The sequence below is a fragment of the Lentzea sp. HUAS12 genome, from assembly GCF_024125735.1.
GTDB classification, from domain to species: Bacteria; Actinomycetota; Actinomycetes; order Mycobacteriales; family Pseudonocardiaceae; genus Lentzea; species Lentzea albida.
The window spans coordinates 8,555,244-8,578,468 of the sequence record NZ_CP099738.1 but is presented as its reverse complement, the minus strand read 5'-3'; the positions used below and the strand labels follow the sequence as shown (position 1 = coordinate 8,578,468).

The window sequence follows — 23,225 nt, the reverse complement described above, 5'->3', positions numbered from 1 at the left end:
CACCCCCGCGCCATTTGAGAGCGCTCTCATGATCGAGAAGACGATAACGTTTCAACTCGCTGTGACGACCAGCGGTTCAGCGACCCGCACAGATCACCTTTCGGAGTAGTGACAGCGGCCGTCACCACCGTCCGGACAGCCGACGACCCCAGCGGACCGCACGTCGTCCGCACTTCCCGACGATCACCGCGAGCGACGCCCGCGCTCGACGAGCGCGTTCAATCCACTGTGGACAGTCCTCATCTCATCTCCAGCTTCTGCCAGCCTTCGTCGAGGTGCAGGGCCAGACCAGCGAGTTCCAGCTCGGGCAACAACGCCCGCACCCGCTGCAACGGCACCCCGGACTCGACGGACACGGCCTCGGCGCTGACCCCGTTGCGCCGCCCCAGGGCCTCGTAGACGCGCATGGCCTCGCCCTGGGGAGCCCCGAGCTCGCTCTCCTTCTCGGCGGGCTCCGTGGCCAGGTCGTCGCCGAACCGCCCCACCGACTCGACGATCTCGGCCACCGAGCTCACCGACACCGCCCGCCCGTCCCGCAGCAGCTCGTGGCAGCCGACGGAGCTGGCAGACGTGACCGGGCCGGGCACCACCATCAGCGGACGTCCCAGCGCCTGGGTGATCGCGGCCGTGTTCTTGGCCCCGCTGCGCCGCCCGGCCTCGACGACCACCGTGCCGCCGCCCAGCGCGGCGATGAGCCGGTTGCGGGTGAGGAACCGATGCCGGGCAGGCATCACGCCGGGCGGGTACTCGCTGACGATCAGCCCGTCCCGCGCGATCCTGGCGAGCAGCCCCTGGTGCCCGGCGGGATAGGCGGTGTCCACACCGCACGCCAGCACCGCGATCGTCAGCCCGCAGGCGGCTAGCGCACCGCGATGAGCAGCACCGTCGATCCCGTACGCGGCGCCGGAGACGACGGTCAAGCCCGCCGACGCCAGCCCGTGCGCGAACTCGCCGGCCACGTGCTCGCCGTACCCGCTGGCAGCACGTGACCCGACGACGGCCACGGCCCTGTCCACCGCGTCGGCGAGGAAGTGCGGCCCACGAACCCAGAGCGCGATCGGCTCGCCCCCGCACCGCCGGGCAGCGACGTTCTCCAGCGCGAGCAGGGGCCACCGCGGCCACTCCTCGTCCTCGGGGACGACCAGGCGCCCGCCTACCCTGGCGATGGAGGCGAGATCCGCCTGGGCACGCTCCTCGGCGCGCCGCGCGGACGTCTGGCCGGCCACGGACGGCGACACCTCACCGGACCTCACGAGCTCCGCGGCCTCGACCGGCCCGACCTCGGTGATCAGGGCCGCGAGCGCCGCCGGGTAGGGCTCCGCGACGCGAGACAGGTAGGCCCTCGCGAGGCGGACGGCATCGCTGGCCAGGGCGCCGGATGGGGTGGCTACCCGGGTGGTGGAGCCGGTGGGCGGGGTGGTCACCGGAACCACCACCAGGGAAGCCAGTGCCAGGGATCGGGGCGCCACGGGCCTGGCGGGCTGGCGCCCGACGTGCGCCTTCGGATCGTGCAGTGCAGCTGCAGGAGGGCCGGTGTGGCGGTTGCCGCGGTTGCGATGGGGGTCATGGCCGGGATGAGCAGCGGAGGCATGGTCTGGCTCCTTGGCGTGGGGTTGTGAGGTGGGTGAGCGGGCCGCCCGCTGGGGAAGGGGCGGGCGGCCCGCTCTGGGCCGGGCACGGGCCTGGGCTCGATCGAGGCTCGTGGCCGGGTTCGGGCGTCTGGGTTGGGGCAGACGCCCGAACGTCTGGGGCCTGTCCGGCTGGGTGAAGAGGTGCCGGGCGCGAAGTGGGAGTGGGCCTCGCGCCCGGCGGCTTGGGGCTGGCAGGCGTGTCGGGTGAGCGGGCGCTCGGTTGGGGAGACGAGCGCCCGCTCGATGGGCCGGACGCGGAGTCGGGGCGTTGGAGCTCCGCGGCCGGCTGCTTCGGGGCCGGCTGTTCGGGGCCGGGCCGGAGTCAAGGGGCTCGGCGTTCTCGGAACTGGAGGGCCGCTGCCACGTGGTCCGGGGTTGGGCGGTCGGCTTCGGCCAGGTCGGCAAGGGTCCATGCCACGCGTAGACAACGGTCTGCGCCTCGGCCCGTCAGGGCGCCTACTGCCAGGGCTCGGTCCAGCAGGGCCGTCGTTGGCTTCGGCAATGCGAACTCGCGGCGTAGGGCTGGGCCTGGGACCAGGGCGTTGGCGGGCCAGCCGTGGCCGTGGGCCGACCAGCGGGTGGCGGCTCTTGACCTGGCTTTGAGGACTCGTTCGCGGACCACCGCTGTCGGTTCTGGTGGGGTGGCGTCGGCGTTGGACATGGCTGTGGTGGCCCTCATGCGGACCCTCAGATCCACGCGGTCGAGCAGCGGGCCCGAGAGGCGGGCCTGGTAGCGGCGGCGGACTGTGGCCGTGCAGATGCAGTCGACCTCTTTGGGCGGGGCGCAGGGGCAGGGGTTCGTGGCGAGGATCAGCTGGAAGCGGGCCGGGTAGCGGGCTATGCCGTCGCGGCGCGGGATGCGGACCTCGCCCTCTTCCAGGGCCGTGCGGAGGGTGTCGATGGTCTTCTGGCCGAATTCGCAGGCTTCGTCCAGGAAGAGCACGCCCTTGTGGGCGCGGGAGGCCGCGCCTGGCTTGGCCATGCCGGCGCCGCCGCCTATCAGGGCCGCTATCGACGTCGTGTGGTGGACGTTGACGAATGGCGGGCTGGCGACCAGTGGGTAGTCGGCCGAGAGGACGCCTGCCACGGAGTGGACGGCCGTCACCGCCAGGGACTCCTCGCGGGTCAGTGGCGGGAGCAGGCCTGGGAGGCGTTCGGCGAGCATCGTCTTACCGGTGCCCGGTGGGCCCGCCAGGAGGAGGTGGTGGGCGCCGGCCGCGGCCACCTCCAGGGCCCAGCGGGCTTCTGGCTGGCCGACGACGTCGGCCAGGTCCGGGACTTCCGGCAGCGGTGGGTCGGCTGAGGCCGGAGGGGGTTGCAGTGTCACGTCCTCGCCGCGCAGCCAAGCCAGCGTCTCGGACAGGGTCGCGGCGCCGTGGAGTTCGATGCCGTCGACCAGCGCGGCTTCCGGTAGGGCGTCGACCGGGACGATCGCCGACTTGAGGCCTGCGCGGCGCGCCGCCAGCAGGGCTGGGAGGACGCCTCGGATCGGGCGGACCCGGCCGTCGAGGGCCAGTTCGCCCAGCAGGACCGTGGTGGCCAGGCGTGCGGACGGGACCGAGCCCGCCGCAGCGAGGGTGGCGCAGGCGATGGCGAGGTCGTAGCTACTACCGCCTTTGGGCAGGTTCGCCGGGGACAGGCCCAGCACGATGCGCTGCTTCGGCCACTCCTCCTCGCTGTTGCGGACGGCGGCCTTCACCCGCTCCTTCGACTCGTGCAGCGACGCGTCGGGAAGCCCGAGGAGGTGGGTGCGGGGCTGGCCCACACCCACGTCGGCCTCGATCTCGACCGCGAGCCCGTCGACGCCGCAGAGGGCGACGGACCACGCCTGCGCCAAGCCCATCTCAGGCTCCCCGCAGGTGTTCCAGGCGCGGCTCGCCCGACGGCGGCCAGGTGATCGAGATCAGGTCGACGCGGACGCTGCACCAGCCGACGCCGTGCGCCGCCAGCCAGCGCAGCGCTGTGCGGCGCAGGCGGGAGAGCTTGCGCTGGTCGACCGCTTCGTCCGGACGGCCCCAGGCCGCGCCGGACCTGGTCTTGACCTCGCAGACCACCAGCCTGTCGCCCTCCACGGCCACGATGTCGAGCTCGCCGTCGCGGCAGGTCCAGTTGCGCGACAGGACCACCAGGCCCAGCCCCTCCAGGTACCTGCACGCCAGTTCCTCGCCCTGGCGCCCCTTCTCCTGCTGCCTGGTCTCCACCAGTGACTGTGCCCGTGCCACCACTGCCCTCGCCTCCCTGCGGGTCGTTGGGTTCGACCTTGCAGGGCGGGACGGGGTGGGTGGCCGGGCTGAGGGGAATCTGTGGACAACTCAGCGGCTGTGGACAAGTCGGCCGTTGTGGATGTTGGAACGGCGGAATTGTCGGTGCGGTGTGCTATGGGGCTGGGGCTGTTGCCAGTCGGAACGGCGGTGGCATGACGCCGCCCCCGCCTCCCGGTGCGACGCGGGATGCGGGGGCGGTGTGGTGAAGGCTCAGGTGGGGAACGGGCCGCTTTCCGGCAAGCGGAGGTCCGGCTTGTCCAGCTCCTCCACGTTCACGTCCTTGAACGTGATGACGCGAACGTTCTTGACGAACCTGGCGGGGCGATACATGTCCCACACCCACGCGTCCGACATGCGCACCTCGAAGTACACCTCGCCGTCGGCGTTGCGCACCTGCACGTCCACCGAGTTGGCCAGGTAGAAACGCCGTTCGGTCTCCACGACGAACGAGAACTGGCTGACTATGTCGCGGTACTCCTTGTACAGCGACAGTTCCATCTCGGTCTCGTACTTCTCGAGATCCTCTGCACTCATTACGCCTCCGCGCGGGTCATCTGCTCCGCGCCCTCCCTCGTCGCGAGCTCCCCGGCGTCAGCCGGGGCTGCATCATTCTGGACCACGGCCGCCGCGGTCGTGGCGCGCGCCACCCTGTGCGGCGCGGCGAGGCCGTGCTTGGCAGCCGCTGCTGCCACATTTACATACGACCAGCGGTGCTCTGCACACGGGCCGTGCTCCATCAACGCTGCCGTGTGGTCTGGTGTGCAGTAGCCCTTGTGCACGTTGAAGCCGTACTCGGGATGGCGATCGTGCAGATCTGCCATGATCCGGTCTCGCGTGACCTTGGCCAGCACTGATGCCGCTGCTACGCAGGCCGCGGCCTGGTCGCCCTTGAGGACCGCCACGTTCGGCGCGGGCATGCCGGGCACCTTGAAGCCGTCCGTCAGGACGTAGCCGGGGTGCGTGTCCATCTGGGCCACGGCGCGTCGCATGCCCTCGATGTTCATGACGTGGATGCCCAGCCAGTCGATGTCGGCGGGTGAGACGACCACGATCGAGTGATCGAGCGCACGCTTCAGGACCAGGTCGTACATGCGGTCGCGGGCGGCGGCCGTCATCAGCTTCGAGTCGTTGAGGCCCTCGAACCGCGCTGCGTCGCCTGGCCGGAGGACGCACGCCGCGATCACCAGCGGGCCTGCGCACGGGCCTCGGCCCGCCTCGTCGACGCCGGCGACCGGGCCGAGGCCCCGGCGCTCCAGGGTGCTCTGCAGCGCCCAGTTCCCCGACGAGCCCCGCACCACCGCGCGGGGCGGCATCAGCATGGTCATCGGCGGAATCGGTCTCGCACTCGACGTCCGAGCAGCAGAAGCGGCCACGCGCCGACGATACCCAGGCCCAGCGGCACGTTCTCCTGCCAGCCCGGTGCACCCATCGCCACGGTCTGCGGGTTGTGGTCGGACACCCCGCCCCACCTGGACGGGGGCAGCACGATCACGCGCGCCTTGCCGATCACGTCGTCCACCGGTACGAGGCCGTTGAGGCCGCCCTGGCCCTGGCAGCGCGAGTCGCACGAGTGGTTGCGGTTGTCGCCGAGCACGAACAGCATCCCGTCCGGGATCTTGAGCTCCTCGAACGACTCCTGCTCGGCCGGCGAGCCCTCGTCGTAGTGCTTGTACGGCTCGTCCAGGGGCTTGCCGTCCACCGTCACGCGGTTCTGCTCGTCGCAGCACTTCACGGTCTGCCCGCCGACGGCGATCACGCGCTTGACGAAGTCCTCCTCGTTCGCCGACGGCAGGCCGACGAGCGACCCGAGCCACGACAGCCCCTGCGAGATCGGGTTGCCCGGCTCGGCGGAGATGAAGTCGTTCTGCCACGACGGCGGCCCGCGGAACACGATCACGTCGCCCGGCGCCGGATCGGTGAAGCGGTAGGTGACCTTGTCGACGAGCACTCTGTCGCCGTAGCAGTCGGTGCACCCGTGCAGCGTCGACTCCATCGACTCCGACGGGATCATGTAGACGCGGCCGAGGAAGATCTGGATGCCGATCGCGAGGCCGAAGGCGACCAGGATCAGGACGGGCAGTTCCTTCCAGAAGTTGCCCTTTTTCTTCTGCTTCGCGGGCTTGTCCGAAGCGTCCGAACTGGGCTCGTCACCGGGCTGGTTCTGCTCTGGAGCGTCGTCGACCACGAGATCAGCCTAGGGGCTGCGGGTTGTGATCCGACACAACACTCCACCGATCTTTCGGGAAAACGACGTACCGGGCCTTGCCGATGACGTTCTCGAGCGGAACGGTGCCCGCTACGCCCCCACCGCCCTGTTTGCGCGAGTCGGTGGAGTTCATCCGGTTGTCCCCCATCACGAACAACCGCCCCTCCGGCACGCGCACGGGAGCGAACGGTTCGTGGTCCGCGGGCGAAGTACCGGTCTGCCAATGCACGTACGGCTCGTCCAACGGCTTTCCGTCCACGACGACGCGGTGCTGCTCGTCGCAGCACATCACCGTCTGGCCGGGCAGCGCGATCACGCGCTTGACGAAGTCGCGCTCGTTCGCGGGCGCGATCCCCAGCAGCGAACCGATGTTCTGCACGAAGCCCGCGACGGGATTCGTCGAGCGGGCTTGCCTGAACTCGGGGGACGTCCACGCCTCGGGGCCGCGGAACACGACCACCTCGCCCGGCTCGACGTCACCGAAGCGGTAGGTGATCTTGTCGACCAGCACCCGGTCGTTCTCGCAGCCGGTGCACCCGTGCAGCGTGTTCTCCATGGACGCCGAGGGGATCACGTAGACCCGCGCCACGAACGCCTGGATGAGCACCGTCAGCACGACGGCCGTCAACGCGACGTAGAGGACTTCTCTCCACACAGGAGTACGCCCCCGCTCCGGTTCGTCCGGCGCGGAGGCGTCCTCCATGTCTTCTGGGCTCGAAGCCACCGATCAGGAGACCGGCTTGGCCTCGCGCTTCTCCTTGATCTTGGCGGCCTTGCCGCGCAGGTCGCGGAGGTAGTACAGCTTGGCGCGACGGACGTCACCGCGGGTGACGACCTCGACCTCGGAGATGTTCGGGGAGTGCACCGGGAAGGTGCGCTCGACGCCGACGCCGAAGGAGACCTTGCGGACGGTGAAGGTCTCGCGGATGCCGCCACCCTGGCGACGGATCACGACGCCCTGGAACACCTGGACGCGCTCGCGCGAGCCCTCGATGACGCGGACGTGGACCTTCAGCGTGTCACCGGCGCGGAACGCCGGGATGTCGGTGCGCAGCGACTGGGCGTCGAGTGCGTCCAGGATGTTCATCGGTGGTTCCTCACGTGTCTTGAACTCCCCAGAGCATGTTCCATGGCTGTGCACGACATGATGGGGGTCGGCTTGTGTGCGCACGCCGGTAGCACACCGGCAGCGGCAACTGTTCCAGTGTGCCAGACCGGGCGCTCCGGAATGAAATCGGGCTACTCCCCGCCCTCGCGCAGGCGCGTGAGCAGGGCCCGGTCGTGCTTGTCGAACGCCTCCGCCGGCAGGGATTCCAGCAGGTCGGGACGACGTTCGAAGGTGCGGGCGAGTGACTGGTCACGCCGCCAGCGGTCGATCATCTTGTGATTGCCGGAACGCAGCACGGCCGGCACCTCCAAGTCGCGCCACACCAACGGCCGCGTGTAGCTCGGCCCTTCGAGCAGCCCGTCCTGGAACGAGTCCTCGGCGTGCGACTTCGGGTTGCCGAGCACGCCGGGAAGCAACCGCGCGACCGCTTCCACGATCGCCAGCACGGCCACCTCGCCGCCGACCAGCACGTAGTCCCCGATGGACACCTCATCGACGCGCACGCGCCGACGAGCGTCATCGACCACACGCTGGTCAATGCCTTCGTAACGACCGCACGCGAACACGAGGTGCGACTCGCTCGCGTACTCGTGCGCCAAAGCCTGCGTGAACGGACGTCCGGCCGGCGTCGGCACGATGAGACGCGTCTCGTCCGTGCACACGTCATCCAGGGCAGGACCCCAGATGTCGGCCTTCATGACCATCCCCGGCCCACCGCCGTACGGGCTGTCGTCGACGGCCTTGTGCACGTCCTGGGTCCAGTCCCGCAGGTCGTGCACGCCGACGCTGATCAGGCCCTTGTCGATCGCCTTCCCCAGCAACGCCGCGCGCAGCGGCGCGAGGTACTCGGGGAAGATCGTGACGACGTCAATCTGCATCGAGCAGGCCCTCGGGCGGGTCGATCACGACGCGGCCGCCGCGGACGTCCACGGTGGGCACGATCTCGCGCACGAACGGGATCAGCGCCTCGCCCTTGTCGCGGAGGACCACGAGCAGCTCGCCACCGGGACCGTGCAGGACCTCCTTGATCGTGCCGATCTTCGTGCCGTCGACGAGTTCGGCCGCGAGCCCTTCGAGCTCGTGGTCGTAGAACTCGTCGGGGTCGTCGGTCGGCGGCAGGTCGTCGGTGCTGCCCAGCAGCAACGTGCCGCGCAACGCCTCCGCCACGTCGCGTGTCACGACTTCGGCGAAACGCACGAGCAGCCGCCCGGCATGAGGCCGGGCGGCTGTCACGGTGAGGCTTCGGGACGTGCCGTCACGCAGCTTGGCCTGCATCGTCGCCCCGATCGCGAAGCGCATCTCGGGAGAGTCAGTGCGCACGTCAACGGCTAGTTCGCCGGTGATCCCGTGCGCCTTGGCCACACGGCCGACAACGACGTCCATTTGCCCTTTGCAGCTTCGTTCAGCGGTCGGTGTCGACGACGTCGACCCGCACACCACGACCGCCGATGCCGGCCATCACGGTGCGCAGGGCCGTCGCGGTGCGACCGCCACGACCGATCACCTTGCCGAGGTCGTCCGGGTGGACGTGGACCTCGAGGGTGCGGCCGCGGCGGGTCGTGACGAGGTTCACCCGGACGTCGTCCGGGTGGTCGACGATGCCGCGAACGAGGTGTTCGAGGGCGTCAGCCAACAAACTCACGCCTCGTCCTTGGGCGCCTCGGCGTCAGCCTTGGGGGCGTCGTCGGCCTTCTTGGCCTTCTTCGCCTTCGGCGTGGTGGCCTCGGTCATCGGCTCCTCGTTCGCGGCGGCGAGCGCGGCGGCGAACAGGTCGGCCTTCGACGGCTTCGGCTCCTTGACCTTCAGCGTGCCCTCGGCACCCGGCAGGCCCTTGAACTTCTGCCAGTCACCGGTGATCTCCAGCAGGCGCTGGACGGACTCGGTCGGCTGCGCGCCGACACCCAGCCAGTACTGCGCGCGCTCGGAGTCGACCGCGATGAACGACGGCTCTTCCTTCGGGTGGTACTTGCCGATCGTCTCGATGGCCTTGCCGTCGCGACGGGTGCGCGCGTCGGCGACCACGATGCGGTAGTACGGCTGGCGGATCTTGCCGAGACGCTGAAGCTTGATCTTGACGGCCATTGGCCTGGTACTCCTCGAGAGCTCTGTGTTGATGGTTCGCACAGCCGTGGCCCGGGCAGAGGGGCCGACCACGACGGACAGCGGGCAATTGTGCCAGATGGGGACCGGTGGATCCGAATCGGGGCTACGCGAACGGCGCCACGGTGCCGAGCGCTTCCCGCACCGCACGCGCGTGTGCGACCGCACCAGGCGTGTCGCCGTGCACGCACAACGACTCCGCCTGCGTCTTCAGCACCGTGCCGTCGACCGCGACGATCTCGCCGTCCAGCAGCCGGGTGGCCCGTTCGATGATCTGCGCGGTCTCGGTGAGCAGGGCGTTGGGCTCCTTGCGCGGGACGAGCGTGCCCTCCGGCGTGTACCCGCGGTCGGCGAACGCCTCCTGCACGGGCCGCAGCCCGGCCCGGGAGGCCTTCTCCAGCAACTGCGAGCCCGGCAGGCCCAGGATCGGCAGGTCCTTGAACGCCTTGGTGCCGTTCACGACCGCCTCGGCCTGCTTTTCGTGGTGCACCGTCGCGTTGTAGAGAGCGCCGTGCGGCTTCACGTAGACAACCTCGGTACCTGCTGCTCGTGCACACGCATCGAGCGCACCGATCTGATAGAGCACCTCGTCCGCGAGCTCGACCGGGTCGGCGTCGATGAACCGGCGGCCGAACCCGGCCAGGTCGCGGTAGGACACCTGGGCGCCGATCTTCACGCCGTTGCGCGCGGCCTCCTCACACACACGACGCATCGTGGACGGATCACCGGCGTGAAAGCCGCACGCCACGTTCGCGCTGCTGATGACACCGAGCAACGCGGTGTCGTCGCCGAGCTCCCAGATCCCGAAGCCCTCGCCGAGGTCGCTGTTCAGGTCCATCACATGACCCCGACGGCGACGAGCAGGAGCGTGAGGCCCGGCAGGAAGTTGTTCATCACGTGCGCCACGATGCTCGCCCCGAGCCGGCGGGTGAGCAGGCGGGCGATGCCGATCGGGATGGCGATCACGAGCAGCAACGACGTGCGCAGCGGTTCGAAGTGGCCGATCGCGAAGATCACGGTGGTGAGCCCGAACGCGGCCCAGCGGCTCCAGCCCTGGCGTTCGACGGCGCCCCACAGCAGGCCGCGGTAGACGATCTCCTCGCAGACCGGCCCGATGAGGCTGACGTAGAGGAACATCGTGATCGCGGCGCCGAGCGGCAGGTTCGACCCGGACAGCAGGTCCCCGACCGCGCTCGTGGCGTTCTCCTCGCCGACCACCTTCGCCCAGACCGTGGCGGCGGCGTAGGTGAGGACGAGGCCGAGGATGCCGAGCTTCAGGCCGATCGCCAGGTCCTCCCTGGTCATGCTGAACCGGAGGTCGATCTTCGGGCCGTTGCCGCGGACGTACGTGATCACGATCGCGACGCCGGCCGCGAGCACGGTCGGCACGATCGAGCCGATCAGCACCAGCGGCACGGAGTCGAGCAGGCTCACGCCGAACTGCTTCGCGATCGCCGTGATGAACACGGCGCTCAGAATGAAGACGGCTTCCACCAGCAGAAACGCGCCGAACCCCCAGCGCTGGCCCACCCGTTCGGGCTCCGGGTTGCGACTGATGTCCCGCACCGAGTCGACAAAGCCCGCGACGAAGCCGCGCTTCGGCTTCAGGGATTCCGGCTCACTCACGCTCTGCAATCTAGTCACGGGGCGGCTGCCGGCGGCGGAACAGCAGCACTGGCACACACATGATCAGCCCACCTCGCGATCGACGCAGCCGCCCGGGAAATCCGAGATTACTGTGCGGCACCGGCGGAAACCGGACCAACCGCCTGGCCAATAATTGGTCAGATCGGGTCCCCGCCGGTTGTCCCACTCCTGGTGGGTGGATCGGCGTACAACGGCTGCTACTAAACCCTTGACCGCTGATCAACGACGCAGAGACGTCTCCCGGGTCATGTGCGAGAGCTTCTCCGGGTTGCGCACCGCGTACAGGCCGCTGATCCGCCCGTCCTCCACCCGCACCGCGATCACGGTGTCGAGCTCGCCACCGAACCGCACGACGAGCGCCGGGTACCCGTTGACCTGGGCGGATTCCATCGTCCAGCCGGTCACCCTGAGCATGCCGCCGAGCAGCATCCGCGCGACCTTCGAGGACCCGACGACCGGGCGCGGGACGGCCTGCTTCACGCCGCCACCGTCGCCCAGGAACACCACGTCGGGGGCGAGCAGGTCGAGCAACGCCTGGAGGTCGCCCGTCTCGGTGGCGCGCTGGAACGCGGCCAGGGCCTCGCGGGACGCCGCCTGGGTGACGACCTCGCGCGGGCGGCGGGCGGCCACGTGGGAGCGGGCGCGGTGGGCGATCTGGCGGACGGCGGCCGGGTTCTTGTCGACGGCCCTGGCGATCTCGTCGTAGTCCAGGTCGAAGACCTCGCGCAGGACGAAGACGGCGCGTTCGGTCGGGGTGAGGGTTTCGAGGACCAGCATCATCGCCATCGACACGCTGTCGGCGAGCTCGACGTCCTCGGCGACGTCCGGCGTGGTCAGCAGTGGTTCCGGGAGCCAGGAGCCGACGTAGGACTCCTTGCGGCGGCCCAGCGTGCGCAGGCGGCCCAGCGCCTGGCGGGTCACGATCCTGACCAGGTAGGCGCGGTGGTTGTCGACCGTGCCGTGATCGACGCCGGACCAGCGCAGCCACGTCTCCTGCAGCACGTCCTCGGCGTCGGCGGCGGAGCCGAGCATCTCGTAGGCGATCGTGAAGAGCAGGTTGCGGTGGCTGACGAACGAGTCCGTGGCGACGTCCATGGGCACAAAGACACCACCCGAACGGGATTTGTGACAGTGGGGTGGATCACAGTCACACGGTGAGGGGCGGCGGCATCTCGTGGTCGTCAAGCAGGTCCACGAGGGAGGAACGACCATGGAAACCCGCTTCAACCTCTTCGCCACCCAGACCGGCGCCAAGCTCGCCAAGCGGTTCGCGGGCCTGCACGGCGTGCTGCACGAGTCGCCGCTGTCGAAGACCGTGATCGAACTGGTCAGCATGCGGGCGAGCCAGCTCAACGGCTGCGGCTTCTGCCTCGACATGCACGCCAAGGACGCCGTCGCGGCCGGTGAGGACCCGTTGCGGCTGCACCTGGTGGCCGGGTGGCGTGAGACGACCGTGTTCACGGAGGCCGAACAGGCAGCCCTCAAGCTCACCGAGGAGGGCACGCTGCTCACGCTCGACGGCGTGAGCGACGAGACCTGGGCAGCGGTCCGCAAGCACTACGACGACGAGGAGACCGCCGCCCTGGTCTGCCTGGTAGGCCTGATCAACGCCGCGAACCGGCTGGGCGTCATCACCCGCCAGAAGGGCGGTGCGTACCAGGTGGGCGCGATGGCGCAGTTCGACTAGTGGATGCGACCCCGGAGCATGACCACGCGCGGCGACCGGAGGACCTCGAGGTTCTCCTGCGGATCTTCGTCGTACACGACGATGTCCGCGGCCGCGCCCTCGGTCAGCGACGGGAAGCCGAGCCACTCGCGGGCGTTCCACGACGCGGCGCCGATGGCGTCCAGGGGGCTCATCCCCACGCCGTGCAGCGCGACGATCTCGTCGACGATGCGGCCGTGCCGGATGCCACCGCCCGCGTCGGTGCCCGCGTAGACGGGGATGCCCGCCTCGATCGCGGAGGCCACCGTGCGCGACACACGGGCGTGCAGGTCACGCATGTGGTTCGCGTACTTCGGGTACTTGCCGGCCTTCTCGGCGATGCCGGGGAACGTCTCGATGTTGATCAGCGTCGGCACCAGCGCGGTGCCGCGCGAGGCCATCAGCGAGATCGTGTCGTCGGTCAGGCCGGTGCCGTGCTCGATGCAGTCGATGCCCGCGTTGATCAGGCCCGGCAGCGCGTCCTCGCCGAACACGTGGGCGGTGACCTTCGCGCCGGCGGCGTGGGCGACCTTGATCGCCTGCTCCAGCTCGTCGTCCGTCCACAGTGGAGCGAGGTCTCCCTCGCCGCGGTCGATCCAGTCGCCGACGAGCTTCACCCAGCCGTCTCCGTGCGCGGCCTGCTCGGCCACCGCCGACACCAGGTCGGTCTCGACCTCGACGCTGATGCCCGGGATGTAGCGCTTCGGGCGGGCGATGTGCTTGCCCGCGCGGATGATCCGCGGCAGGTCCAGGCGTTCCTGCAACGGCGTCGTGTCGATCGGCGAGCCGCAGTCGCGGATCAGCAACGTGCCCGCGTCGCGGTCCGTGATCGCCTGCTCGACGGCCTCGGGCAGCTCGACCCCGCCCTGCGGGCCCAGGCCGACGTGGCAGTGCGCGTCGACCAGGCCCGGGACGAGGAACCCGCCGTCGACCACGGTCTGCGCGCCCGGCACCGGCCTGGTGCGGACGCGGCCGTTGACGACCCACAGGTCTCGCGGCTCGCCGTCCGGCAGGACGACGCCGCGCAGGTGCATGGTCACTTCTTCTTGTCGTCCCCGTCGAACTTGAACTTCGACGGGTCGAAGCCGGGCGGGAGCTCGTTCATGCCGCCGGTGAGCTTCGACAGGTCGGGCATGCCGCCGGGAGGCATCCCGGGCATGCCACCGGGGAACATCCCCGGCGGGAAGCCGCCCTTGACCTTGGGGGGCGTCGGGCCGCGTCCGCCCTTGCCCTTCTTCCCCTTCTTGCCCTTGCGGTTCTTGCTGCCGCCACCGCCGCCGAAGCCCATCCGGCCGGCCATCGAGGCCATCATCTTGCGGGCCTCGAAGAAGCGGTTGACCAGGTCGTTGACGTCGCTGACCTTGACGCCCGAGCCGTTCGCGATGCGCAGCCGGCGGGAGCCGTTGATGATCTTGGGGTCGTCGCGCTCGGCCGGGGTCATGCCGCGGATGATCGCCTGGATGCGGTCGAGGTGCTTCTCGTCGAGCTGGCCCAGCTGGTCCTTCATCTGACCCGCGCCGGGCAGCATGCCCAGCAGGTTCGCGATCGGACCCATCTTGCGGATGGCGAGCATCTGCTCGAGGAAGTCCTCGAGCGTGAGCTGGCCGGTGTGCAGCTTCGCGGCGGCCTTCTCGGCCTGCTCCTGGTCGAAGTGCTGCTCGGCCTGCTCGATCAGCGTCAGGACGTCGCCCATGCCGAGGATGCGCGAGGCCATCCGGTCGGGGTGGAAGACGTCGAAGTCCTCGAGCTTCTCGCCGTTGGACGCGAAGAGGATCGGCTGGCCGGTGACCTCGCGGACCGACAGCGCGGCACCACCGCGGGCGTCGCCGTCGAGCTTGGTGAGCACGACACCGGTGAAGCCGACGCCGTCCCGGAACGCCGTGGCGGTGTTGATCGCGTCCTGACCGACCATGGCGTCGACCACGAACAGGACCTCGTCCGGGTTCACGGCGGCCCGGATGTCGATGGCCTGCTTCATCATCTCCTCGTCGACACCGAGCCGGCCGGCCGTGTCGACGAGGACGATGTCGTGCTGCCTGGCCTTCGCCTCGTCGATGCCGCGGCGCGACACCTCGACGGGGTTGCCCACGCCGTTGCCGGGCTCGGGGGCGAACACGGGCACGCCCGCGCGCTCACCGACGACCTGGAGCTGCGTGACGGCGTTCGGGCGCTGCAGGTCGGCGGCGACGAGCAGCGGCGTGTGGCCCTGGCCCTTCAGCCACTTGGCCAGCTTGCCCGCGAGCGTCGTCTTGCCGGCACCCTGCAGACCCGCCAGCATGATCACCGTGGGCGGGTTCTTGGCCAGGTTCAGCCTGCGGGTCTCGCCGCCGAGGACGTTGACGAGCTCCTCGTTGACGATCTTCACGACCTGCTGGGCGGGGTTCAGCGCCTGGTGGACCTCCGCGCCCTTGGCGCGTTCCTTCACCTTGGCGATGAAGCCGCGCACAACGGGCAGCGCGACGTCGGCCTCGAGCAGGGCGACCCTGATCTCGCGGGCGGTCGCGTCGATGTCGGCGTCGCTGAGCCGGCCCTTGCCGCGAAGGCCCTGGAGAACCGTGGTCAGCCGGTCGGAAAGCGTGGAGAACACGCCTCCCAGACTAGCCGCTCACCTCGTCGCGCCCGGTGTGCCTCCCCAGGCCCGTGATGCAGGATGCTGCGCATGGGGCGAATCTTCCTCAGTTACCACGGTCACGACGAGGGCGACGCCATCGCGCTTTACCTGCGTGACGCCCTGCTGGCCGCGGGCTTCGAGGACGTCCACGCCTACACCGCGCCCGGCTCCGGACCCGACGTCTCCCTGCCGTGGAAGGACAGCCTGCGCCGCGAACTGCTCGGCGCCGACGCCCTGATCGCGGTCACCTCACCCGGTTCGTTCTCGGAGTGGTGCATCTGGGAGTCGTCTGTCTTCCGCGAACGCAAGCCGCACGCGCCGTGCATCGAGTTCTTCAGCGCCCGCTCCCAGCACCGTGCGATCCTCAACGACCTCCAAGCGCAACGCGTCGATGCCACCTCTCCCGCCTCGTTGGCCGCCGCCCGCGACACGGTGCTGGAGGTGCTGGAACGTGCGGGAGTCAGCAAGGCCGCACCTCTCTCGTCCCCCTTCCCCGGCCTGAAGGCGTTCGACGAACACCAGGCCTCTCTTTTCTTCGGACGCGAGGACGACGTCCAGCGCCTCGCCGAGCCGTTGCTCGGCCGCCGCTCGCACGGCGCGATGGCGGTCATCGGGCCGTCTGGCGCCGGCAAGTCGTCGCTGGTCCGCGCCGGTCTGATCCCGCTGCTGCGCCGCGAGGGCTGGACGATCATCGGGCCGGTGACGCCCTCGCAGGGCGTGCTGCCGCCGATCGAGGGCCCCGGACGCCGGCTCGTGGTGCTCGACCAGGCCGAGGAACTGCTGATGACCGAGTCCTCCGACCTGGTGCAGCAACTGGTCGACGCGAGCCGTGGCGAAGCATGGGTCGTGTACACCGTGCGCGCCGATTTCCTGGACGAACTCATGAGCAGAGAGGACTTCGCACCTCTCTTACGCGACGATTTCCTCGTCACTCCACTCACGAAGGCCGAACTACCGGTGGTCGTGAACGGTCCGTTGCGCTCCTTCGGCTGGAGCGTCGACGACGCCGCGCTGGGCCTCATCCAGGAAGACGCCAGCCGTGAATCACTACCGCTGCTGGCCTTCGCACTGGAGAACCTGTGGCGCCACGTCAACCCGGACGGCAAACGCGCCCCCAGGCCGATCACCCGCGCCGAGTACGTGGCGTCCGGCCGCGTCATGGACGTGCTGCGGTTCCAGGCCGACGAAGCCCTCGCCATGGCCCGCGACCTGGTGCGCGACGAGGACGGCTCGTGGCCCTCGGTCCGCGACGCCGAGCACCGCGTGCTGCAGGCCCTGCGGCGGCTGGTCGCGGTCGACGAGACGGGGAAGTTCACCCGCTGCTCGGTGGCGGCGTCCGACCTGTCCGCGGAGAACCGGCGGCTGCTGGACCCGTTCATCACCAACCGCGTGCTCACCGCGACCCGCGAGACCGTGGAGGTGGCGCACGAGAGCCTGTTCCTGCACTGGCCGCGATTACGGGAGGAACTGGAACGCGATCATTCGTGGGCGTGGCGCGGAGCGGACGGGCTCGACACCGACGACGCCGTGCGGTTGCTCGTGAACGCGCCGGACCCGACCGGCTGGCGGCGAAGTCTTCTGCGCGCCACGGCCTCCACGCACCTCCTGCGGTCGTTCACCGGGCACTCCGACGGTGTCTGCGGCGTGGACTGGTCGCCGGACGACGCCGCGCTCGTGACCGGTTCGAAGGACGGCACGGTCCGGTTGTGGGACGCCGAGACGGGCGAGTGCGAGCACGTCTTCACCCACGGCGACGAGCGCGGCGAGGTCAGAGCCGTCGCCTGGTCGCCGAAGGGTGACGTCATCGCCTCGGTCTCCACCGACCGGACCCTGCGGTTGTGGTCGGCGCGGACCCGCAGGCAGATCCAGGTGATCGGACTCCCGGCCGGCCCGCGGTCGGTGCGCTTCGACAGCGACGGGCAGCGCGTCCTGGTCGCCTGCGACGACGGTGGCGCGTACCTGTGGAGAGCCGAGAGCGACACCCCGGCACCGGTCGACGAGCCCCGCAGACCAGCCGGCATCGCGTCCGGCGAGCGGGTGGCCGGCCACCGCGAACCCGGCGCGCCTCCGAGCACCTCCGTCGCGGACGGGACCGCGAGGTCTTCCGACGCCGGCCCGCGCGACCACGACCAGGGCGTGCCCGGCCAGAGCCCGGAACCCGATCAGAGCAGCTCGGCCGACGTCGGGTACGACGAGCCGGTGGTCGACAGACGGCTCGAGATGCCCCGGCAGGTCACCGGCGCCGTGGACGGGGTCCACGACCTGCAGAGGTACTCCAAGGCCGACTCGCTCGACGACGCCCTGTGCTCGCTGCACGGGAGCGGACGGTTCACGCCCTCGGCCTGGCTGCGCAGAACGCGCGAGATCGAGGAACGACGGGCGAACGAGATCGGCTCGTTGTCTTGGCCGGTCGGCGTCCGGTACCACGACCACCACCGGCTCCTGGCGGATCAGCTGATCCCGTGCTGTGCCAGCGCCTCCAGCAGCACGGGCTCGCGGCGCCCCACCGGGGCCGTGGAGATCTGCGCGAACCGCAGCCCCGCCGCCACGGCCGCGCCGTCGGCCACCGGGTCGTCACCGACGTACAGGCACTCGGACGGGGCGACGTCGAGCCGCGTGCAGGCGGCGTCGAAGGCGCGCGGGGAGGGCTTGGAGAAGCCGATCTCGTAGGACAGGGCGAAGGCGTCCACGGCCAGCGACTCGCGCCGGAAGAGGGCGCGGATGTCCCACGAGATGTTGCTCAGCACGCCGACCTTCAGCGGGCGGGTGGTGGCCAGGGCGGCCGCCGTGTCCGCGTAGGGCAGCCAGAAGGCCGGGTTGTGCAGGCGGCGGAACAGGTCGTCGGTCATGGTGAGCCCGGCCAGGCGGAACAAGGTCCAGTGGGCGGAGCGGTCGGCCAGGGCCGTGAGGTCCCTGGCGTCCCAGACCGCGCGCTCGGCGGCGTTCATCCGCGCCACGAACGGCGCCGGGGCGCGCAGCACGGAGAGGTGCCGCGCCGGCAGCCACGGGTGGGACGGGCGCCCGAAGAGGGTGCCGGCGAAGTCGAAGAGGACAGCCTTGATCACGACACCATGATGCGCAGACCACCCGAGGTCCCCGCACGGGTGAGGAGCGTCACGCCGGTGAATCCGAACGGCACCCAGCCCGCCTCGAACCGCGCGCGCATCGACGAGCCGCGGCGGACGTGCCGTTCGAACGCGTGCGTGCGGACGACGCGCTTACGGGCGATCTGGCCGTCCAGCGCCTGGGCCGCCGAGGCGTCGAGCCACAGGAAGTGGCGGGAACGCCGCGACAGGACGCCGGCGAGCAGCAGCATGAAGCGCGTGCCGGGCCTCGTGGACGGCTCGTGGACGACCAGCAGGCCGGGGCTGAACAGCGCTGCCCAGAACACGCGCATCCGGTGTGCGAGGTGCACGAACACGCGCCAGAACCGGTACGGGAGCCGCACGCGCGGTTCGAGCCACGTGCGCACCTGGTCGGAGTCGAGGACGGTGACCGGTTCGTCCGCGTCCAGGCGGGTGAGCAGCGTCGTCTTGCCCGCGCCGGGGATCCCGGCGAGGACGACGAGCGAGCGCGGCTCCACTCGGACGGTGGCGATCTGCGTGTTCAACACGGCGGTCATGTCCTAGAAGACGTTCTGACCATCCCTCTCGTTCAGTTTGGTCCGATTTCACACGAAATGCATAGCTTTCCGCGCCGAGGTGACGGAACACCCGAGAGGGACTCGGCGGTGGTGCGGGTGCGCGGGACCTCCCCCGGCACCGTCACCGCGCACCACCGCTTCTGCCCGTCCGGGAAGCGATCCACCCCTCGAGGACGCTTTCCGGACACCACGAAGACTGCCGGTTCTGGAGGCCGCGCAGGAGCGTGAGCACCCGGAGAGGTTGTGCGTAGAGCTACTCAACCTCTACCTGGCCGCGTCGAGCACCGCCCGTTCGATCCGGCGGCGGTCGAGGTCGTCGCCCGCGATGCTGAACGAGTCGACGACCGTCGCACCCAACGTGGACACCCGCGCCCACTGCACGTCCGCTCCGCACTGCTCCAGCGCGCCGGCCACGCGGTGCAGCAGTCCGATCCGGTCGGCGGCCCGCAGTTCCAGCACGACCGCGCCGGTCGCCTCGTCGTCGAACCACAGCACCTTCGACGGCGGCGGGTCGACGGGCGGGCCGCCGTAGTCGCGTTCCTTCGCGGCGAGCTTGTCCGCCAGCGGCAACGAGCCCTCGATCGCCCTGGAGAGCTGTTCGCGCAGCAGGGTCGCGTCGGGCAACGAGCCGAAGCGCGGTGACACGGTGAACGTGTCGACCGTCGCGCCACCGTGCGAGTGCAACGTCGCCGCGTGCACCTCCAGCGAGTTCAGCGCGAGCACCCCGGCGGCCTTCGAGAGCAGTCCCGGACGGTCCGGCGCGATCACCGTCACGACCGCCGCGTGGTCCTGCTTCTCCAGCAGCACGTCCGGTTTCCCCGACGCCGCGACGCGTTCCGCCATGGCCACGTGCACCGGGTCGAGCGGTTCCGGCTTGGGCAGCGCCTCCCCCGCCATCGCCGTGCGGCAGCGCTTGACCAGGTCGGCCAGCAGCGAGGCCTTCCAGTCCGTCCACACCCCCGGACCGGTCGCGATGGAGTCCGACTCCGCCAGCGCGTGCAGCAGTTCCAGCAGGACCGCGTCACCACCGAGCGTCTCGACGACCCGGTGGACCGTCGCCTCGTCCTCGACGTCGCGGCGGGTCGCGGTGTGCGGCAGCAGCAGGTGGTGGCGCACCATCGCCGACAACGTCTCGACGTCCTGCGGCCACAGCCCGATCCGCTCGCCGATCTGGGTCGCCAGCGCGGCGCCCACCTCGGAGTGGTCCTGCTGCCGGCCCTTGCCGATGTCGTGGATCATCGCGCCCAGCAGCAACAGGTCGGGTCGTGACACCGTCGTCGCCAGCCTGGCCGCGTGCGCGACCGTCTGCACCAGGTGCCGGTCGACCGTCCACACGTGCGCGGCGTCGCGCGGCGGCAGGTCCCGCACCGCGCCCCACTCGGGGAACAGCCGGCCCCACAGACCCGTGCGGTCCAGGGCCTCCACGACGTCCACGAGCCCGCTTCCGCTGCCCAGCAACGCCAGCAGTTCCTCGCGGGCCTCGCGCGGCCACGGCTGGCGCAGCTCCGGCGCGGAGTCGGCGAGCCGGGTCAGCGTCCCGTTCGCGATCGGGTGCTTGCTGCGTGCAGCCGCCGTCGCGACACGCAACAACAACGCCGGATCACGGCTCGGAATCGCGTCACGGGCCAGCGACACCTCAGACCCGTGCAGCACAACGCCTTCGTCCAACGGCCTGCGCGGCGGTTGTCCCCTCAGGAACGCTCCGAGGCCGCGCTTGGGTGCGGCGGCACGGGCGGCCCGCATGGCCACGTCGAACGCGTAGACGACCGTTCGTGCGGCCGAGGAGAGCGAACGGGCCAGAGCGAAGCGGTCCGCCAGGCCGAGCGCGGAGGCGACCTCGTCACCGTCCTGCGCCCGCAGCACGTCGCGGGGTTTGCGCGCCACGCGGCGGAGTTCGGTGCGGACGTCCAGCAGCAGGCGGCGCGCCTCGTCGACGTCGGCGGACGGCCTGTCCACCAGCTGCGCGAGGGACAGCGCGTCCAGCATCGTGAGGTCCCGCAGGCCGCCGCGGCCGTGCTTCAGGTCGGGTTCGACGCGGTGGGCGATCTCGCCGCTGCGCGCCCAGCGCTTCTGCGACGACTCGGCCATCTCGTCGAGCCGGTTGCGGACGTTGCCGCGCCACGCCTGGCGTGCGCCGTCCGCGAGTTTCTGCGTGACCTCCGGATCACCGGCGATGTGCCTGATGTCCAGCAGTCCCAGTGCCGTCCGCAGGTCACCGGCCGCGACTCGGAGCGCTTCCCCGACCGTGCGGACGGAGTGGTCGAGCCCGATGCCGGAGTTCCACAGCGGGTACCAGAGCTTTTCGGCGATGTCGTCGACGTTCTTCACGCCGTTGTGGACGAGGACCAGGTCGAGGTCTGAGTAGGGCACGAGCTCGCGCCGCCCCAGCCCGCCGACCGCCACGAGCGCGATACCCGGTCCGGATACCCCCGCTCCCCCCGCGTGCTTGGTGAGCCAGAACTCGTGCAGGTCCACGAGTGCTTCGCGCAGAGGTTCGGCGGTCAAGCGACGACGACCTGGCACGAGCAGCCTTTCGCGTGCTCGCACCAGGTCGTCAGCCGTGACGACGGCCGTTTCGTTGTTCTCCACGGGCCGTCTCCTATTGGTTAAAGCGCATCCGATCCACGTTCGCCCGTGCGCACGCGCACGACCGTGTCGACCGAAGTGACCCAGACCTTCCCGTCACCGATCTTGCCGGTGCGGGCGGCCTCGACGACCGCTTCCAGCACCTTCTCGACGGCGGTGTCGTCGATGACGACCTCGATCTTGATCTTGGGCACGAAGTCCACGGAGTACTCGGCCCCGCGGTAGACCTCGGTGTGGCCCTTCTGGCGGCCGTAGCCCTGCACCTCGCTGACGGTCATGCCCAGCACCCCGAGCTGTTCGAGGGCGCTCTTCACGTCGTCGAGCGTGAACGGCTTGATGATCGCGGTGACCAGCTTCATTTCTTGTTGCTCCCCTCGAGGACCGCGGTGGCGCCCGCGGCCACGCTCGGCTTGCCGGCACCCCGCGCGCTGGTCAGGCTGCCGTACTCGTAGGCGCGCTCAGCGTGCTCGGACTCGTCGATGCTCGCGACCTCGTCCTCCTCCTTCGCGCGGAACCCGACGGTGAACTTCACCAGGTATCCGAGCGCGAGGCTCAGGACGAACGAGTAGCCGAGCACCGCGAACGCGCCGACCGCCTGGCGCCACAACTGGTCGACACCGCCGCCGTAGAACAGGCCGTTGATCTTGGCCGGGGCCGCCTCGCTGGCGAACAGGCCGATCAGGATCGTGCCGGACAGACCACCGACGAGGTGGACGCCGACGACGTCGAGCGAGTCGTCGAAGCCGAAGCGGTACTTCAGCGACACGGCGAGGGCGCAGAGGACACCGGTGATCGCGCCGATCGCGATGGCGCCGATCGGGGTGACGGACGAACAGGCGGGCGTGATGGCGACCAGACCGGCGATGATGCCCGACGCGGCACCGAGGGTGGTGGCCTTGCCGTCGCGGATGCGCTCGGTCAGCATCCAGCCGAGCATCGCGGCGCAGGTGGCGACGACGGTGTTGATGAACGTGACGCCCGCGGTGCCGTTGGCGCCCAGGGCGGAACCGGCGTTGAAGCCGAACCAGCCGAACCACAGCAGACCGGCGCCGAGCACGACCAGCGGCAGGCTGTGCGGCTTCATCGGCTCCTTCGGCCAGCCGACGCGCTTGCCGAGCACGATCGCCAGGGCGAGACCCGCCGCACCGGCGTTGATGTGCACGGCCGTACCACCGGCGAAGTCGATCGCGAGGAGCTTGTTGGCGATCCAGCCACCGGGGTCGATGACGTTGCCGGCCTCGTCCTTGCCGTCGAAGTCGAAGACCCAGTGCGCGACCGGGAAGTAGACGATCGTCGCCCACAGACCCGCGAACAGCAGCCACGGGCCGAAGCGGGCGCGGTCGGCGATGGCGCCGGAGATCAGCGCGACCGTGATGATCGCGAACATCGCCTGGAACGCCACGAACGCGGTCGTCGGGATCTTGCCGAACAACGAGTCGGCGCCCAGCAGGCCGTCGAGGCCGAAGAACTCGAACGGCTTGCCCAGCAGGCCTCCGCCGACGTCCGCGCCGAATGCCGTCGAGTACCCGTACAGCACCCAGAGGACACCCACCACGGCCATCGCGCCCAGGCTCATCATCATCATGTTGAGCACGCTCTTCGAACGGACCATGCCTCCGTAGAAGAAGGCAAGGCCCGGCGTCATCAGCAGCACCAATGCGGCGCTGGTGAGCACCCAGGCGGTGTCCCCTGTATCCACTTCGACCTCCACTGCACGTCGGTTG

The 23,225-nt window shown here is 70.1% G+C and carries 23 protein-coding genes and 1 pseudogene; 2 read left to right on the top strand and 22 right to left on the bottom strand.

Annotation, left to right across the window (positions count from 1 at the left end; translation table 11 throughout):
* Positions 1-239 precede the first annotated feature (239 nt).
* From dprA to ND450_RS40160, 15 genes are all read right to left on the bottom strand, one after another.
* Complete coding sequence (gene dprA / locus ND450_RS40230) at positions 240-1,424, bottom strand: DNA-processing protein DprA (RefSeq protein ID WP_371927549.1); 1,185 nt, start codon at positions 1,422-1,424, stop codon at positions 240-242.
* Positions 1,425-1,953: 529 nt separating this feature from the next.
* Positions 1,954-3,474, bottom strand: a complete 1,521-nt coding sequence (locus ND450_RS40225; RefSeq protein WP_253323291.1) for a YifB family Mg chelatase-like AAA ATPase — start codon at positions 3,472-3,474, stop codon at positions 1,954-1,956.
* Between the two features lies 1 nt (position 3,475).
* Positions 3,476-3,856: a YraN family protein gene (locus ND450_RS40220; RefSeq protein WP_253323290.1), complete on the bottom strand. Its 381-nt coding sequence runs from the start codon at positions 3,854-3,856 to the stop codon at positions 3,476-3,478.
* Positions 3,857-4,105: 249 nt separating this feature from the next.
* Positions 4,106-4,429, bottom strand: coding sequence for a DUF2469 domain-containing protein (locus tag ND450_RS40215; RefSeq protein ID WP_030468024.1), 324 nt, complete (start codon positions 4,427-4,429; stop codon positions 4,106-4,108).
* Entirely contained in the window at positions 4,429-5,220 is a 792-nt protein-coding gene (locus ND450_RS40210; RefSeq protein WP_089917556.1) for a ribonuclease HII, read from the bottom strand. Before ND450_RS40210 ends, ND450_RS40215 begins: the two co-directional genes overlap by 1 nt.
* Entirely contained in the window at positions 5,217-6,080 is an 864-nt protein-coding gene (lepB, locus tag ND450_RS40205) for a signal peptidase I (RefSeq protein WP_089917557.1), read from the bottom strand. Before lepB (ND450_RS40205) ends, ND450_RS40210 begins: the two co-directional genes overlap by 4 nt.
* A 4-nt stretch (positions 6,081-6,084) precedes the next feature.
* Positions 6,085-6,804: a signal peptidase I gene (gene lepB / locus ND450_RS40200; RefSeq protein WP_253323289.1), complete on the bottom strand. Its 720-nt coding sequence runs from the start codon at positions 6,802-6,804 to the stop codon at positions 6,085-6,087.
* A 24-nt stretch (positions 6,805-6,828) separates the two neighbouring features.
* Positions 6,829-7,188 carry a 50S ribosomal protein L19 gene (gene rplS, locus ND450_RS40195; RefSeq protein WP_089917560.1) on the bottom strand — a complete coding sequence of 120 codons (360 nt, stop codon included), beginning with the start codon at positions 7,186-7,188 and terminating at the stop codon, positions 6,829-6,831.
* A gap of 152 nt (positions 7,189-7,340) precedes the next feature.
* Positions 7,341-8,087 carry a tRNA (guanosine(37)-N1)-methyltransferase TrmD gene (trmD, locus tag ND450_RS40190; RefSeq protein ID WP_253323288.1) on the bottom strand — a complete coding sequence of 249 codons (747 nt, stop codon included), beginning with the start codon at positions 8,085-8,087 and terminating at the stop codon, positions 7,341-7,343.
* A complete protein-coding gene (gene rimM, locus ND450_RS40185) occupies positions 8,077-8,592 on the bottom strand; it encodes a ribosome maturation factor RimM (protein WP_253323287.1) in 516 nt (171 codons plus the stop codon). The genes trmD and rimM overlap by 11 nt, the downstream gene beginning before the upstream one ends.
* A 19-nt stretch (positions 8,593-8,611) precedes the next feature.
* On the bottom strand, positions 8,612-8,851 hold the full coding sequence (locus tag ND450_RS40180) for an RNA-binding protein (RefSeq protein WP_030468017.1): 240 nt from the start codon (positions 8,849-8,851) through the stop codon (positions 8,612-8,614).
* A complete protein-coding gene (rpsP, locus tag ND450_RS40175; RefSeq protein ID WP_086663382.1) occupies positions 8,848-9,291 on the bottom strand; it encodes a 30S ribosomal protein S16 in 444 nt (147 codons plus the stop codon). Before rpsP ends, ND450_RS40180 begins: the two co-directional genes overlap by 4 nt.
* A 124-nt stretch (positions 9,292-9,415) precedes the next feature.
* Positions 9,416-10,147, bottom strand: a complete 732-nt coding sequence (locus ND450_RS40170; RefSeq protein ID WP_253323286.1) for a LamB/YcsF family protein — start codon at positions 10,145-10,147, stop codon at positions 9,416-9,418.
* On the bottom strand, positions 10,147-10,935 hold the full coding sequence (locus ND450_RS40165) for a CPBP family intramembrane glutamic endopeptidase (protein ID WP_253323285.1): 789 nt from the start codon (positions 10,933-10,935) through the stop codon (positions 10,147-10,149). Before ND450_RS40165 ends, ND450_RS40170 begins: the two co-directional genes overlap by 1 nt.
* A 240-nt stretch (positions 10,936-11,175) precedes the next feature.
* Positions 11,176-12,051, bottom strand: coding sequence for an RNA polymerase sigma-70 factor (locus ND450_RS40160; RefSeq protein ID WP_253323284.1), 876 nt, complete (start codon positions 12,049-12,051; stop codon positions 11,176-11,178).
* 115 nt (positions 12,052-12,166) lie between these two features.
* On the opposite strand from ND450_RS40160, the gene ND450_RS40155 reads away from it, so the two are divergent.
* Positions 12,167-12,643: a carboxymuconolactone decarboxylase family protein gene (locus tag ND450_RS40155; RefSeq protein WP_253323283.1), complete on the top strand. Its 477-nt coding sequence runs from the start codon at positions 12,167-12,169 to the stop codon at positions 12,641-12,643.
* Here ND450_RS40155 and ND450_RS40150 read toward each other — a convergent pair.
* Together ND450_RS40150 and ffh are read right to left on the bottom strand one after the other, a co-directional pair.
* Positions 12,640-13,695 (bottom strand): amidohydrolase family protein, encoded by a 1,056-nt coding sequence (locus tag ND450_RS40150; protein ID WP_253328116.1) that lies wholly within the window; start codon positions 13,693-13,695, stop codon positions 12,640-12,642. The two genes, ND450_RS40155 and ND450_RS40150, sit on opposite strands and share 4 nt — an antisense overlap.
* Positions 13,696-13,697: 2 nt before the next feature.
* The gene (gene ffh, locus ND450_RS40145) at positions 13,698-15,248 is read right to left on the bottom strand and encodes a signal recognition particle protein (protein WP_253323282.1); all 1,551 of its coding nucleotides are present in this window, start codon (positions 15,246-15,248) and stop codon (positions 13,698-13,700) included.
* A 63-nt stretch (positions 15,249-15,311) separates the two neighbouring features.
* Between ffh and ND450_RS46165 the strand changes: the two are divergent.
* Positions 15,312-17,105 (top strand): annotated as a pseudogene (locus ND450_RS46165) (hypothetical protein); the annotation flags it as partial.
* 617 nt (positions 17,106-17,722) lie between these two features.
* Here the strand turns inward: ND450_RS46165 and ND450_RS40135 are convergent.
* From ND450_RS40135 to ND450_RS40115, 5 genes are all read right to left on the bottom strand, one after another.
* Complete coding sequence (locus tag ND450_RS40135; RefSeq protein ID WP_253323281.1) at positions 17,723-18,337, bottom strand: HAD family hydrolase; 615 nt, start codon at positions 18,335-18,337, stop codon at positions 17,723-17,725.
* Positions 18,334-18,894, bottom strand: coding sequence for an AAA family ATPase (locus tag ND450_RS40130; RefSeq protein WP_253323280.1), 561 nt, complete (start codon positions 18,892-18,894; stop codon positions 18,334-18,336). The genes ND450_RS40135 and ND450_RS40130 overlap by 4 nt, the downstream gene beginning before the upstream one ends.
* 285 nt (positions 18,895-19,179) lie before the next feature.
* Positions 19,180-21,504 (bottom strand): [protein-PII] uridylyltransferase, encoded by a 2,325-nt coding sequence (locus ND450_RS40125; protein WP_089917580.1) that lies wholly within the window; start codon positions 21,502-21,504, stop codon positions 19,180-19,182.
* 17 nt (positions 21,505-21,521) lie between these two features.
* The gene (locus tag ND450_RS40120; protein WP_253323279.1) at positions 21,522-21,860 is read right to left on the bottom strand and encodes a P-II family nitrogen regulator; all 339 of its coding nucleotides are present in this window, start codon (positions 21,858-21,860) and stop codon (positions 21,522-21,524) included.
* Positions 21,857-23,200 (bottom strand): ammonium transporter, encoded by a 1,344-nt coding sequence (locus ND450_RS40115; protein WP_253323278.1) that lies wholly within the window; start codon positions 23,198-23,200, stop codon positions 21,857-21,859. The genes ND450_RS40120 and ND450_RS40115 overlap by 4 nt, the downstream gene beginning before the upstream one ends.
* Between the last annotated feature and the right edge of the window lie 25 nt (positions 23,201-23,225).

Coding starts and splice junctions, on each gene's coding strand:
- ND450_RS40225 (WP_253323291.1), bottom strand. CDS start 3,474: ATGGGCTTGGCGCAGGCGTGGTCCGTCGCCCTCTGCGGCGTCGACGGG.
- ND450_RS40215 (WP_030468024.1), bottom strand. CDS start 4,429: ATGAGTGCAGAGGATCTCGAGAAGTACGAGACCGAGATGGAACTGTCG.
- ND450_RS40210 (WP_089917556.1), bottom strand. CDS start 5,220: ATGACCATGCTGATGCCGCCCCGCGCGGTGGTGCGGGGCTCGTCGGGG.
- lepB (WP_253323289.1), bottom strand. CDS start 6,804: ATGGAGGACGCCTCCGCGCCGGACGAACCGGAGCGGGGGCGTACTCCT.
- rplS (WP_089917560.1), bottom strand. CDS start 7,188: ATGAACATCCTGGACGCACTCGACGCCCAGTCGCTGCGCACCGACATC.
- trmD (WP_253323288.1), bottom strand. CDS start 8,087: ATGCAGATTGACGTCGTCACGATCTTCCCCGAGTACCTCGCGCCGCTG.
- rimM (WP_253323287.1), bottom strand. CDS start 8,592: ATGGACGTCGTTGTCGGCCGTGTGGCCAAGGCGCACGGGATCACCGGC.
- rpsP (WP_086663382.1), bottom strand. CDS start 9,291: ATGGCCGTCAAGATCAAGCTTCAGCGTCTCGGCAAGATCCGCCAGCCG.
- ND450_RS40170 (WP_253323286.1), bottom strand. CDS start 10,147: ATGGACCTGAACAGCGACCTCGGCGAGGGCTTCGGGATCTGGGAGCTC.
- ND450_RS40160 (WP_253323284.1), bottom strand. CDS start 12,051: ATGGACGTCGCCACGGACTCGTTCGTCAGCCACCGCAACCTGCTCTTC.
- ND450_RS40155 (WP_253323283.1), top strand. CDS start 12,167: ATGGAAACCCGCTTCAACCTCTTCGCCACCCAGACCGGCGCCAAGCTC.
- ND450_RS40150 (WP_253328116.1), bottom strand. CDS start 13,695: ATGCACCTGCGCGGCGTCGTCCTGCCGGACGGCGAGCCGCGAGACCTG.
- ND450_RS40130 (WP_253323280.1), bottom strand. CDS start 18,894: ATGACCGCCGTGTTGAACACGCAGATCGCCACCGTCCGAGTGGAGCCG.
- ND450_RS40120 (WP_253323279.1), bottom strand. CDS start 21,860: ATGAAGCTGGTCACCGCGATCATCAAGCCGTTCACGCTCGACGACGTG.